This is a genomic window from Pseudomonas sp. AC247, assembly GCF_979258015.1.
On sequence record NZ_OZ409829.1, the window covers coordinates 4,805,797 to 4,819,836 of the forward strand.

Annotated in this window: 11 protein-coding genes; 9 read left to right on the plus strand and 2 right to left on the minus strand. The window is 58.5% G+C overall.

All coding sequences use genetic code 11. The features are described 5' to 3' along the window. Positions 1–162 precede the first annotated feature (162 nt). From ACZZ0B_RS21930 to ACZZ0B_RS21970, 9 genes are all read left to right on the plus strand, one after another. Complete coding sequence (locus tag ACZZ0B_RS21930; protein WP_463546220.1) at positions 163–1,764, plus strand: ABC transporter substrate-binding protein; 1,602 nt, start codon at positions 163–165, stop codon at positions 1,762–1,764. Positions 1,765–2,024: 260 nt separating this feature from the next. Then, complete coding sequence (locus ACZZ0B_RS21935) at positions 2,025–3,650, plus strand: ABC transporter substrate-binding protein (RefSeq protein ID WP_008085281.1); 1,626 nt, start codon at positions 2,025–2,027, stop codon at positions 3,648–3,650. Between the two features lie 300 nt (positions 3,651–3,950). After that, positions 3,951–5,549 carry an ABC transporter substrate-binding protein gene (locus tag ACZZ0B_RS21940; protein WP_008085279.1) on the plus strand — a complete coding sequence of 533 codons (1,599 nt, stop codon included), beginning with the start codon at positions 3,951–3,953 and terminating at the stop codon, positions 5,547–5,549. Between the two features lie 174 nt (positions 5,550–5,723). Further along, entirely contained in the window at positions 5,724–7,100 is a 1,377-nt protein-coding gene (locus ACZZ0B_RS21945) for an OprD family porin (protein ID WP_463546221.1), read from the plus strand. Positions 7,101–7,177: 77 nt separating this feature from the next. Beyond that, positions 7,178–8,773 (plus strand): ABC transporter substrate-binding protein, encoded by a 1,596-nt coding sequence (locus ACZZ0B_RS21950; RefSeq protein ID WP_008085274.1) that lies wholly within the window; start codon positions 7,178–7,180, stop codon positions 8,771–8,773. A gap of 73 nt (positions 8,774–8,846) precedes the next feature. Further along, a complete protein-coding gene (locus tag ACZZ0B_RS21955; RefSeq protein ID WP_008085273.1) occupies positions 8,847–9,857 on the plus strand; it encodes an ABC transporter permease subunit in 1,011 nt (336 codons plus the stop codon). A gap of 11 nt (positions 9,858–9,868) precedes the next feature. Further along, positions 9,869–10,795, plus strand: coding sequence for an ABC transporter permease subunit (locus ACZZ0B_RS21960; protein WP_008085271.1), 927 nt, complete (start codon positions 9,869–9,871; stop codon positions 10,793–10,795). Positions 10,796–10,805: 10 nt separating this feature from the next. Continuing rightward, the gene (locus tag ACZZ0B_RS21965; RefSeq protein WP_008085268.1) at positions 10,806–11,774 is read left to right on the plus strand and encodes an ABC transporter ATP-binding protein; all 969 of its coding nucleotides are present in this window, start codon (positions 10,806–10,808) and stop codon (positions 11,772–11,774) included. After that, positions 11,774–12,754: a peptide ABC transporter ATP-binding protein gene (locus ACZZ0B_RS21970; protein WP_463546222.1), complete on the plus strand. Its 981-nt coding sequence runs from the start codon at positions 11,774–11,776 to the stop codon at positions 12,752–12,754. Before ACZZ0B_RS21965 ends, ACZZ0B_RS21970 begins: the two co-directional genes overlap by 1 nt. Before the next feature lie 373 nt (positions 12,755–13,127). Here ACZZ0B_RS21970 and ACZZ0B_RS21975 read toward each other — a convergent pair whose 3' ends face one another. Together ACZZ0B_RS21975 and ACZZ0B_RS21980 are read right to left on the minus strand one after the other, a co-directional pair. Continuing rightward, positions 13,128–13,388: a hypothetical protein gene (locus tag ACZZ0B_RS21975; protein ID WP_008088743.1), complete on the minus strand. Its 261-nt coding sequence runs from the start codon at positions 13,386–13,388 to the stop codon at positions 13,128–13,130. Between the two features lie 261 nt (positions 13,389–13,649). After that, positions 13,650–14,024 (minus strand): hypothetical protein, encoded by a 375-nt coding sequence (locus ACZZ0B_RS21980; protein WP_463546223.1) that lies wholly within the window; start codon positions 14,022–14,024, stop codon positions 13,650–13,652. Positions 14,025–14,040: the final 16 nt, after the last annotated feature.

Consider the following 14,040-nt stretch of genomic DNA (forward strand, 5'->3'; position numbering starts at 1 on the left):
GCGGAACCCTAAGCGGCCGTTACCGCAGCAACGGATATACCCCAACAAAACCAGCCACATATACCGAGATAGACACTCCAACAGGAAAAACGATATTTCCGAAGCCCCCCAAATCCCCGCTACCCTAAAAAAACCACCACCTCCAATTTCCCCGGGGATTCCATGCCAAGATCCACCCTAAAACCGCTCCTGATCTCCCTGGCCCTGGCCACAACCGCCCCACTGGCAAACGCCGCCACCACCCTGGTCTACTGCTCCGAAGCCAGCCCGGCCGGCTTCGACCCCAGCCAATACACCAGCGGCACCGACTTCGACGCCTCCGCCGAAACCGTCTTCAACCGCCTCACCCAATTCCAGCGCGGCGGCACCGACATCGAACCCGGCCTGGCAACAAAATGGGACGTCTCCCCGGACGGCCTGCAATACACCTTCCACCTGCGCCAAAACGTAAAATTCCACACCACCGACTACTTCAAACCCACCCGCGACTTCAACGCCGACGACGTCCTCTTCACCTTCCAGCGCCTGCTCGACCCGGACAACGCCTTCCGCAAGGCCTACCCGGCCGAATCCCCGTACTTCACCGACATGGGCCTGAACACCACAATCAAATCGGTCGAAAAACTCGATGACCAGACCGTGCGCTTCAACCTCAACAACGTCGACGCCGCGTTCGTGCAAAACCTCGCCATGAGCTTCGCCTCGGTGCAATCGGCCGAATACGCCGCCCAACTGCTGAAGGAAGGCAAAGCCGCCGACCTCAACCAGAAACCGGTCGGCACCGGCCCGTTCGTGTTCAAGCGCTACCAGAAGGATTCACAAATCCGCTACACCGCCAACAAGGCCTACTGGAAACCCGAAGACGTCAAAATCGATAACCTGATCTTCTCGATCACCCCGGACGCCGCCGTGCGCCTTCAAAAGCTCAAGGCCGGCGAATGCCAGGTCAGCGGCTACCCACGCCCGGCCGACATCGAAGTGATGGAAAAAGACCCGAACCTGCGCGTGCTCAAACAGGCCGGATTCAACCTCGGCTTCCTCGCCTACAACACCACCCACGCACCCCTCGACCAGCTTAAAGTGCGGCAGGCGCTGGACATGGCCATCGACAAACCGGCGATCATCAAAGCCGTCTACCAGAGTGCCGGCCAGCTGGCGCAAAACGCCTTGCCGCCGGCGCAATGGTCGTATGACCCGAATATCAAGGACGCCCCTTACGATCCGGTCAAAGCGCGGGTGCTACTTAAAGAAGCAGGGGTTGCACCGGGTACAACCATCAACCTCTGGGCAATGACGGTGCAGCGCGCCTCGAACCCGAATGCGCGGATGTCAGCGCAGATGATCCAGCAGGACTGGGAGAAAATCGGCATCAAGGCCAACATCGTCAGCTATGAATGGGGCGAGTACATCAAGCGTGCAAAAAATGGCGAACACGACGCGATGATCTATGGTTGGACCGGTGACAACGGTGACCCGGACAACTGGCTCGGCGTGCTCTACAGCTGCGCGGCGGTGAAAGGCAGCAACTACGCCAAATGGTGCGACCCGGCCTACGACAAGCTGGTGCAGCAGGCCAAAGTCTCCACCGACAAGACGCAGCGGGTAAAACTGTATCAACAGGCCCAGTTGATTCTTAAACAGCAGGTGCCGATCACCCCGATCGCCAACTCCACGGTGTTCCAGCCACTGCGCAAGGAAGTTACTGACTTCCGGATCAGCCCGTTCGGTCTAACCCCCTTCTACGGTGTGGGTATAAATAAGTAACACCAAGCCCCAACGCGGCGCGCACAACGTGACCGGCGCACCGTTTTGGGGCTTCGTTTGCACCGTAAAAACCACGCGCAAACGGTCAAATGCGTCAAAAGTTATACAGATGCGACATTAAGGTACGTACGTGCCACCGTTTAACGCTCGCTCACACTCTGGATCTTGCAATGGGTATGGCCCCTGCATAAGTATCCGCAGGCACGACTCACGAGGTCGTACCTCACAACTAAAAAATGACAACAAATCATGAGGCCAACATGCTTAAACACGCGGTCATTCCGTTTCTAGTCGGCGCAGGCTTGTTAGCCTCCGCACCTTTCGCATCCGCTGCGACTAACCTGGTGTTCTGCTCCGAAGGCAGCCCGGCCGGTTTCGACCCGGGCCAGTACACCACCGGAACCGACTTCGACGCCTCAGCTGAAACCATGTTCAACCGTCTGACCCAGTTTGAGCGCGGCGGCACCGCCGTGATTCCTGGTCTGGCGACCAAGTGGGACATTTCCGATGATGGGCTGACGTACACCTTCCACCTGCGCGAAGGCGTCAAGTTTCACACCACCCCGTATTTCAAGCCGACTCGTGAGTTCAACGCCGACGACGTGCTGTTCACCTTCAATCGCATGATTAACAAGGATGACCCGTTCCGTAAGGCGTACCCGACCGAATTCCCGTACTTCACCGACATGGGGATGGACACCAACATCACCAAGATCGATAAAGTCGACGACCACACCGTCAAGTTCACCCTGAAAGAAGTCGACGCGGCGTTCATCCAGAACATGGCCATGAGCTTCGCTTCCGTGCAGTCCGCCGAGTACGCGGCTCAGTTGCTCAAGGAAGGCAAAGCCGCCGACATCAACCAGAAGCCGATCGGCACTGGTCCGTTCGTGTTCAAGAGCTACCAGAAAGACTCCAACATCCGTTACACCGGCAACAAGGATTACTGGAAGCCGGATGACGTGAAGATCGACAACCTGATCTTCGCTATCACCACCGACCCGTCGGTACGTATCCAGAAGCTGAAAAAGAACGAGTGCCAGGTCACCCTGTTCCCGCGTCCGGCCGACCTGAAAGCGCTGAAAGAAGACAAGTCCCTGAAGATGCCTGATCAGGCGGGCTTCAACCTCGGCTACATCGCCTATAACGTGATGGACAAGGTCAAGGACAGCAACGAGCCAAACCCGCTGGCTGACCTGCGTGTACGTCAGGCGCTGGACATGGCCGTGAACAAGCCACAGATCATCGATTCGGTTTACCAGGGCGCGGGCCAACTGGCGGTCAACGCCATGCCGCCAACCCAGTGGTCTTACGACACCACCATCAAAGATGCCAAGTACGACCCTGAGAAAGCCAAGCAGCTGCTCAAGGAAGCCGGCGTCAAGGAAGGTACCGAAATCGTTCTGTGGGCGATGCCGGTTCAGCGTCCATACAACCCGAACGCCAAACTGATGGCCGAAATGCTCCAGTCCGACTGGGCCAAGATCGGCTTGAAAGTGAAGATCACCAGCTATGAGTGGGGCGAGTACATCAAGCGCTCCAAAGGTGGCGAGAACCAGGCCATGCTCATTGGCTGGAGCGGTGACAATGGTGATCCGGACAACTGGCTGAACGTGCTGTTCGGCTGCGACTCGCTCAGCGGCAACAACTTCTCCAAGTGGTGCGACAAGAAGTTCGACGGCCTCGTCAAAGAAGCCAAGCGCACAACCGACCAAGGCAAGCGCACCGAACTGTACAAAGAGGCGCAACACGTCCTCAAAGATGCAGTCCCGATGACACCTATCGCTCACTCGACGGTGTACCAACCCATGCGCGCCAACGTGCAGGATTTCAAGATCAGCCCATTCGGCTTGAACTCCTTCTACGGCGTCAGCGTCAGCAAATAAGGCATCACAGCGGCGACGTTCATGACGTCGCCGCTGTTTTACCTGCCGGGAAGTTAGGAATTTTCTTACAGCCAATTCCACTGCGGGTGACTGCAACGGTCTAGGCGCGTCGACTTTTCCTACGAGGTTTTCAGGCTTTTACGCATTTACTGCCAGTCCCGCGGCCCCTACCGTCGGGTTCTGACCAGTGCCTGCGTGGGCCAACGGTTTGCTGTACGTATTGGATTGAGCTCAATGCGACCACAACGTTTCAGGACGAGACGCGGCGCATTGCACAACACTAAAAAAAGAGGGAGCGTCATGCGCCATACCTTGGTTTTTTCCGCATTGCTGGGCGCCGGTCTGTTGGCCGTCTCGTCCGCCAGTTTCGCCGCCAGCAAAAGCCTGGTGTTCTGTTCCGAAGGCAGCCCGGCGGGTTTTGATACCGCGCAATACACCACCGCGACCGACAACGACGCCGCCGAACCGATCTACAACCGTCTGGTCGAGTTCGAAAAAGGCGCGACCAATGTCGTCCCGGGTCTGGCAACCAAGTGGGACATTTCCGAGGACGGTCTCAAGTACACCTTTCACCTGCGTGAAGGTGTGAAATTTCATACAACGCCGTACTTCAAGCCGACCCGCGACTTCAACGCGGACGACGTGTTGTTCACGTTTAATCGCATGCTTGATCCACAGCAGCCATTCCGTAAGGCCTATCCCACCGAGTTCCCGTATTTCAACGGGATGAGCCTGAACAAGAACATCGCCAAGGTCGAGAAGACCGGGCCGCTGACCGTGGAGTTCACGCTCAACAGCGTCGACGCCGCGTTCATCCAGAACCTCGCCATGAGCTTCGCCGCCGTTCTGTCCGCCGAATACGCCGACAAACTGCTGGCCGATGGCAAACCGAGCGACATCAACCAGAAGCCGATCGGCACCGGGCCGTTCGTGTTCAAGAGTTATCAGAAAGACTCGAACATCCGCTTCACCGGCAACAAGCAGTACTGGGACCCGAGCCGGGTCAAACTCGACAACCTGATCTTCGCCATCAACACCGACGCTTCGGTGCGCGTGCAGAAGCTCAAGGCCGGCGAGTGCCAGATCACTCTGCATCCGCGCCCGGCCGATGTAGAAGCGTTGAAGAACGATCCAAAACTGCAACTGATCTCCAAGCCGGGTTTCAACCTCGGCTACATCGCCTACAACGTCCGGCACAAACCTTTCGACCAACTCGAAGTGCGCCAGGCGCTGGACATGGCGGTGAATAAACAGGGGATTCTCAACGCGGTTTATCAAGGCGCCGGTCAGTTGGCCGTCAACGCCATGCCACCGACTCAGTGGTCCTACGACGACACCATCAAAGACGCCGCCTACAACCCGGAAAAGGCCAAAGAGCTGCTCAAGGCTGCCGGCGTCAAGGAAGGCACGGAAATCACCCTGTGGGCGATGCCGGTGCAGCGCCCGTACAACCCGAACGCCAAGTTGATGGCCGAAATGCTTCAGGCGGACTGGGCCAAGATCGGTCTGAAAGTGAAGATCGTCAGCTATGAATGGGGCGAGTACATCAAGCGCACCAAGAATGGCGAGCACGACATCAGCCTGATCGGCTGGACCGGTGACAATGGTGATCCGGACAACTGGCTGGGCACGCTGTACAGCTGCGATGCCATTGGCGGCAACAACTATTCCATGTGGTGCGATCCGGCTTACGACAAGCTGATCAAAGAGGCCAAGGTCGTTACCGACCGTGACCAGCGCACCGTGCTCTATAAACAGGCCCAGCAATTGCTTAAACAGCAAGTGCCGATCACGCCTGTCGCCCACTCGACGGTCAACCAGCCGCTGAGCACGAAAATCGAAGGGTTCAAAGTCAGCCCGTTCGGTCGCAACGTTTTCTCGGGTGTCAGTATCGATTAAACCAACCGATTAGCCGCAACGCTGAGGGGGCTGTCTACCCCCTCACGCAAGCGCTTTGCCGAAATTCGCCCATCCGGCCTTCTGCAAACGTTTGCGATGTGTGAATGAGTTCTAAACCAATAACCGGCCAACCCAAAAAAGCCGGCATAAAAAGAAAGTAAAGGAGCTTCACCCATGAAACTGAGCAGCACCGCGATACTGGCCCTGGCCATCAGCAGCATCACCGCCGGGGCCCATGCTGAAAGCGTCAGCCAGGACTTCATTCCGACGCAACTGGCCAGCACCAGCGCCCAATCCGAAGCCAAGGGTTTCATCGATGGCCAGAGCCTGTCGGGTTCGACCCGTAACTGGTACGCCAACGAAGACAAACAGCGCGGCGGCACTTTCAGCTATGAACGCCACGGCGAAACCCTGACCGGCTCGCGCCGGATCAACTGGGTTCAGGGCACCATCCTCAACTACACCTCGGGCTTCACCCAAGGCACCGTGGGGATCAGCACCGAAGTCGCGGCTTACAACGCCATCGCACTGGATCGCAGCCGCGAAGACATCAAGGGCGGCTCCAACCGCACCCTCGCCCACTCCAACGGCGACGCCGTCGATCAATGGAGCAAACTGGGTCTGGCCAACGTCAAGGCGCGTATCTCCAACACCACCCTGACCGCCGGCCGCATGAACTTCAGCAGCCCGATCGTCGACGTTATCGGCAACCGTCCGCTGCCTTCGAGCTTCGAGGGTGTGGCGATCCACAGTGAAGAATTCGACAACCTGTCGTTCGACCTCGCAACCTTCGACCGCGTGTCGCCACGTACCGAACAGAGCCTGTCGAAATTCCGCACCGAATACAGCAACACCGGTGTCGAAACCGACCACGTCAACACTGCAGGCGTGAACTATCAGCCGCTCAAGAGCCTGAAAACCAGCCTCTACGCGACCCAGGCTGAAGATTTCTGGAACCAGTACTACTTCGGCGCCACCCACGAACTGGGTGACAGCTCGGTACTGAGCCTGACCACCGGCCTGAACTACTACAAGACCGTCGACGAAGGCAAAAAGTTGATGGGTGAGATCGACAACGACACCTACTCGCTGTCGTTCGGTCTGACTCACCAGGCACACACCCTGACCTTCTCGTACCAGGAAGTGAACGGTAACGAGTACTTCGACTACCTGCACGAAACCAACGGCATCTACCTGGCCAACTCCCTGCTGTCGGACTTCAACGGACCGAACGAGAAATCCTTCCAGATCGCCTACGGCATCAACATGGCCGAGTACGGCATTCCGGGCCTGAAGTTCAACGCCTACAGCGCTCGCGGCTGGGGCATCGACGGTACTCACTACGTCGGTACCGCTTATGACGTGCGCAGCATGGACGGCGAACACCATTACGAATACGGCATCGGCTCTTCGTACGCCGTGCAGAGCGGCCCGCTCAAGGCCACCACTATCCGCGCGACCTACACCACCCACCGCGCCAGCGAAAACCAGGCTGACGGCAGCATCAACGAGTTCCGTCTCGTGACCACTATCCCGTTCAACATCCTGTAAAAACGCCAACCGTCGGCTGACTCATGAAGAGTCGGCCGTGCGGTTTTTTGTCTTCAACCGATTGCAGAGGGTTATCGATGAAAATGCTTCCCCTACGTGCGGCCATCGCTGCCGCCTTGCTGAGTGCCGCCCTGGGCGTCTCGGCCAAACCCTTGGTGGTCTGCACCGAAGCCAGCCCGGAAGGCTTCGATATGGTCCAGTACACAACTGCAGTCACTGCCGATGCGGTGGCCGAAACCATCTTCAATCGTCTGGTCGACTTCAAGCCCGGCACCACGGAGATCGTACCGGCGCTGGCAGACACCTGGGACATCAGTGAAGACGGCCTGACCTACACGTTCCACCTGCGCCAAGGCGTCAAGTTTCACACCACCGAATACTTCAAGCCGACGCGCGACATGAACGCCGACGACGTGGTCTGGAGCTTCCAGCGTCAGCTGGACCCGAATCACCCGTGGCACAAACTGTCGAGCGTGGGCTTCCCATACTTTGAAAGCATGGGCTTCAAGGAACTGCTCAAAAGCGTCGAGAAAGTCGACGACAGCACCGTCAAGTTCACCCTGACGCGTCGCGAAGCACCGTTCCTCGCCGACGTCGCCATGCCGTTCACGGCCATCTATTCCGCTGAATACGCCGACCAGTTGCTCAAGGCCAACAAGGCTGGCGACCTGAATAACAAGCCGATCGGCACCGGCCCGTTCATCTTCCAGCGTTACGCCAAGGATGCACAGGTGCGCTTCAAGGCCAACCCTGAGTACTTCCGTGGCAAGCCACCGGCCGATGCGCTGATCCTGGCGATCGCCACCGACAACAACGTGCGCCTGCAGAAGCTCAAGGCCAACGAGTGCCAGATCGCGCTGTACCCGAAACCGGATGACATCCCGAGCATCAAGAAAGACGACAAGCTCAAGGTCGATGAACTGAACGCCATGACCGTTTCGTACATCGCCATGAACACTCAGCACAAATACATGAGCGACGTGCGCGTGCGTAAGGCGATCGATATCGCTTTCGACAAAGCGGCTTACGTCAACGCTCTGTTTGGCCCGGGCAATGCAACCGTTGCGGTCAACCCGTACCCGGACACGCTGCTGGGTTACAACCACGACCTGAAAAACCCGCCACGCGACCTCGACAAGGCCCGTGCCCTGCTCAAGGAAGCCGGGGTTCCTGACGGCACCGTGTTTACCCTGTTTACCCGCAACGGCGGCGGCCCGACCAACCCGAATCCGATGCTCGGCGCGCAGATGATGCAGGCTGACCTGGCGAAAGTCGGGATCAAGGTCGACATCCGCGTGATGGAATGGGGCGAGATGCTTAAACGCGCCAAGGCCGGCGAACACGACATGGTGTCGGCCGGATGGGCGGGCGACAACGGTGACCCGGATAACTTCCTGACGCCTATGCTCAGTTGTGAAGCGGCCAAGAACGGCGAGAACTATGCACGCTGGTGCAACGAGAAATTCCAGACACTGCTGGATGAAGCACGGGCTAAAGTAGATCCGGCCGAACGCGCCGCGCTCTACGAACAGGCACAAGTGCTGTTTAATCAGGACCAGCCATGGATCAGCATGGCCCACACCAGGATGTTTACCGCAATGCGCAAGAATGTAGAGGGCTATCACATCAGCCCTCTCACCACTAATAACTTCGCCACCACCCAGGTGAAGTAGATAAGAAACTCCCGGCCTCCCTGACCCCAGGGAAGCCGGGCACGCCTAACCGGCTGATGAGGTACCACACAAGATGTTTAGTTTTATTGCCCGCCGACTGGGGTTGTTGATCCCCACGTTTTTCGGCATCACCTTGCTGACCTTCGCGTTGATTCGCATGATCCCTGGCGACCCCGTGGAAGTGATGATGGGCGAACGTCGGGTCGACCCCGAAATGCACGCTCAGGCAATGGAACGCCTAGGTCTGAACAAGCCGCTGTATGCCCAGTATCTGGACTACATCGGCAAACTGGCCCACGGCGATCTCGGCGAATCCCTGCGTACGCGTGAGAGCGTATGGACCGAGTTCACCTCCCTTTTCCCGGCGACCCTGGAACTGTCCATGGCCGCCCTGCTGTTTGCCGGCATTCTCGGGCTTCTGGCCGGGGTGATTGCGGCACTCAAGCGAGGATCCCTGTTCGACCACGGGGTGATGGGCATCTCCCTGGCGGGGTATTCGATGCCGATCTTCTGGTGGGGCCTGATCCTCATCATGTTCTTCTCGGTGAGCCTGGGCTGGACGCCGGTCTCCGGGCGCATCGACCTGCTCTACGACATCGAGCCGCGCACCGGTTTCATGCTGATCGACACGCTGCTGGCCGATGACGTCGGTGCGTTCTTCGATGCGCTGCATCACCTGATCCTGCCAGCCATCGTGCTCGGCACCATCCCGCTGGCAGTGATCGCGCGGATGACCCGTTCGTCGATGCTCGAAGTGCTGCGCGAAGACTACATCCGCACTGCCAAGGCCAAAGGCCTGTCGCCGTCGCGCGTGGTGTTCGTCCACGGTCTGCGTAACGCGCTGATTCCGGTACTCACCGTGGTCGGCCTGCAAGTCGGCACCCTGCTGGCGGGTGCCGTCCTGACCGAAACCATTTTCTCCTGGCCCGGCATCGGTAAATGGCTGATCGAAGCCATCGGCGCCCGGGACTATCCGGTTGTGCAAAACGGCATCCTGTTAATCGCCTGCCTGGTGATTCTGGTCAACTTCGTAGTGGACATCCTCTACGGCTTTGCCAACCCACGCATCCGTCATCAGCGCTGAGGTCCAATCCAATGAGCACTCCAACTTCCTCAGTAGCGACTTCCGCCACCAACGCGGATCAAAGCCTGCTGTACCCGTCGCCGTACAAAGAATTCTGGCAAGCCTTCTCGAAGAACAAAGGCGCGGTTGCCGGCCTGCTGTTCATGTTGCTGGTGATTTTCTGCGCGCTGTTCGCCCCTTGGGTGGCACCGCATAACCCGAGCGAGCAATACCGCGACTTCCTGCTGACGCCACCGGCGTGGCTCGAAGGCGGGCAGATGCAGTTCCTGCTCGGTACCGATGAACTCGGTCGCGACCTGCTGTCGCGTCTGATCCAGGGCTCGCGCCTGTCGCTGCTGATCGGCTTGTCTTCGGTGGTGATGTCGCTGATTCCGGGGATTCTGCTGGGTCTGTTCGCCGGTTTCTTTCCGAAGATGATCGGCCCGACCATCATGCGTCTGATGGACATCATGCTGGCCCTGCCATCGCTGCTGCTGGCTGTGGCGATTGTCGCCATCCTCGGCCCTGGCCTGATCAACACCGTGATCGCCATTGCTGTGGTTTCGCTGCCGTCCTACGTGCGTCTGACCCGTGCCGCGGTGATGGGCGAACTGAACCGCGACTACGTGACCGCCGCGCGCCTGGCCGGTGCCGGTCTGCCACGCCTGATGTTCATCACCGTGCTGCCGAACTGCATGGCGCCGCTGATCGTTCAAGCGACCTTGAGTTTCTCCTCGGCGATTCTCGATGCCGCCGCACTGGGCTTCCTCGGCCTTGGCGTACAACCGCCAACCCCTGAGTGGGGCACCATGCTCGCTTCGGCCCGCGACTACATCGAACGCGCCTGGTGGGTGGTGAGCCTGCCTGGTTTGACCATTTTGCTCAGCGTGCTGGCAATCAACTTGATGGGCGACGGTCTGCGCGATGCGCTGGACCCGAAACTCAAGAACGCCGCCTGAGGAGATTCCCATGTCACTGCTAGAAATCAAGAATCTCAACGTTCGCTTCGGCGACAAGACCGCGACCCCGGTGGTCGACGGCCTCGACCTGAAAGTCGACAAAGGCGAAGTACTGGCCATCGTCGGCGAGTCGGGTTCGGGTAAATCCGTGACCATGATGGCGCTGATGGGCCTGATCGAGCATCCCGGCATCGTCACCGCCGACTCGCTCAGCTTTGACGGCAAAGACATGCTCAAGCTGAGCAATCGTCAGCGTCGGCAGATCGTCGGCAAAGACCTGTCGATGGTTTTTCAGGACCCGATGACCGCGCTGAACCCGAGCTACACCGTCGGTTTCCAGATCGAAGAAGTGCTGCGCCTGCACCTGAAAATGTCCGGCAAGCAGGCGCGTAAACGTGCGATCGAACTGCTGGAAAAAGTCGAAATCCCGGGCGCTGCCAGCCGTATGGACGCCTACCCGCATCAACTGTCCGGCGGTATGAGCCAGCGCGTTGCGATCGCCATGGCGATTGCCGGCGAACCGAAACTGCTGATCGCCGACGAACCGACCACTGCTCTGGACGTAACGATTCAGGCGCAGATCATGGATCTGCTGCTGGCGTTGCAGAAAGAACAGAACATGGGCCTGGTGCTGATCACGCACGACCTCGCGGTCGTGGCTGAAACCGCCCAGCGCGTCTGCGTGATGTACGCAGGGCAAGCCGTTGAAGTCGGTCAGGTACCGCAACTGTTCGACATCCCGGCGCACCCGTACAGCGAAGCGCTGCTCAAGGCGATTCCCGAGCACAGCCTCGGCGCCGCACGTCTGTCGACCCTGCCGGGCATCGTTCCGGGCCGTTACGACCGTCCGCAGGGTTGCCTGCTGTCGCCGCGCTGCCCGTACGTGCAGGACAGCTGCCGTGCGCAGCGTCCAGGCCTTGATCCGAAAGCCCACAGCCTCGCCCGCTGCTTCTTCCCGCTGAACCAGGAGGTGGCGTAATGGCCGTCGTACTTACCGCCCGCGACCTGACCCGTCACTATGAAGTCTCCCGTGGCCTGTTCAAGGGCCACGCGACCGTGCGCGCACTGAACGGCGTGTCGTTCGAACTGGAAGCCGGCAAGACCCTCGCCGTTGTTGGTGAATCGGGCTGCGGTAAATCCACCCTCGCCCGCGCGTTGACGCTGATCGAAGACCCGTCGTCCGGCTCGTTGAAAATCGCCGGCCAGGAAGTCGCCGGCGCCGACAAGGCCCAGCGCAAGCAACTGCGCAAAGACGTGCAAATGGTCTTTCAAAGCCCGTACGCGTCGTTGAACCCACGGCAGAAAGTCGGTGACCAGCTCGGCGAGCCGCTGCTGATCAACACCAACCTGAGCGCTGCCGAACGTCGCGAGAAAGTCCAGGCGATGATGAAGCAGGTTGGCTTACGTCCTGAGCACTATCAGCGTTATCCGCACATGTTCTCCGGCGGTCAGCGCCAGCGTATCGCCCTGGCGCGCGCAATGATGCTGCAACCGAAAGTGCTGGTGGCAGATGAACCGACCTCGGCACTGGACGTGTCGATTCAGGCGCAGGTGCTCAACCTGTTCATGGATCTGCAGCAGGAGTTCAACACCGCTTACGTGTTCATTTCGCACAACCTCGCGGTGGTGCAGCACGTGGCCGATGACGTGATGGTGATGTACCTCGGTCGCCCGGTGGAACTGGGTCCGAAAAACGACATCTACGAGCGTCCGCTGCACCCGTACACCCAGGCGCTGTTGTCGGCGACCCCGACCATTCACCCGGACCCGAACAAGCCGAAAATCAAGATTGTCGGCGAACTCCCCAACCCGCTCAATCCGCCGCCCGGCTGTGCTTTCCACAAGCGCTGCCCGTACGCGACCGAGCGTTGCAGCACTGAAGAGCCGTTGTTGCGCCAGCTCGACAGCCGGCAGGTGGCTTGCCACTACGCCGAGCAATTCCTCGACGGCGCGGCGTAAGCAAAACTGGAGACCGACACAAAACCTGTAGGAGCTGTCGAGTGAAACGAGGCTGCGATCTTTTGATTTTCAGATTCAAGATCAAAAGATCGCAGCGTGCCGCAGCTCCTACAGGGGTCGTGTTTATCCAGGGTTGAAGTGTGAGCAAACCCCTTCTGCATCGACTGCGCATCAGTCGAGGCGCAAGGGGTTTTCTTTTGGCTGTCGGCTCAGACTTTGCGGGCTCTCGCTCGCGGCAGTCGTTGTTAAAACTGTAGGAGCTGCGGCACGCTGCGATCTTTAGATTCTTATTGATAAAATCCAGATCAAAAGATCGCAGCGTGCCGCAGCTCCTACAGGGATATCGCAACCAGGGGTTTATTTGATCTTTGATCTACGTCTGGCTGTCGCCTTCGTCCGGATCATCAGTGTCCGGCTCGTCGGTGGTCGAGTCGTCATCATCGGCGCTGCCGCCCTGATCCTGGTCACCCGGTTCGGACTCCGACTTGGCGAGCATCATCGAGCTGTGCCCGACCTGCCCGTTGAACGCCTGAGAATCGTGATCCTCGCACTCGGCCCAGGCCGTCGCGGTGCCGAGGGACAGCATCACCATCACTTTCAACAGCAATAAAACGCGTAGCAATCTGCTCTTCATAACCGACTCCATCCTTTTGCAGGTGAGACATACGTGCCTGACTGGTGCTGTGTGAAATCTAGTTCCGATCAGCCGGGTTCACCAGATAGGACGCTAAGGGAATGGAGAAAATGCCGGGCGATGAAAGACCGGTTTTGAATAGCGTTAATAGCGATGACAACTAAGCCGGATTTTTCGCGTTTCTTAATGTTTGAAGATAAGTAGCGCTGGCAGGTGAGGGGTCGGTCGTGAAGCCTTTAAGCCAGCCTGAACCGGCTAACGTTAGGCAATCCCCATCATCGACGTTTTTTTTGTGACGAACTCAAATTTAATGATCACTGTTTCCATGGCCAGATCAATCTGCAGGATCGTGAGCTCGCCGCCAGGCTGCGTCGTCCAGGTCTTGCCGAACTGATCGTTGTAATAAGCTTCGGTGTCTTTATCGAGATTGATTGGGTGAACCCCTGCCAACCAATACTTCTTGGGAATGTAAAAGTGCAGGCGCTGGTCAAAGCTTCCATTGACCTCGCCCCCCACCCAAATCGCGGTAGAGTCCGGTTGCAAAAACTGTAGGTCCTGGGCTTCGAATATTTGACTGCCTTGCTCATTTTTTGCCCAAAGCTCCCCCTGCGTATTCGATGCGGTTTGACGGGTCATCAGCAATCCCTTCTGC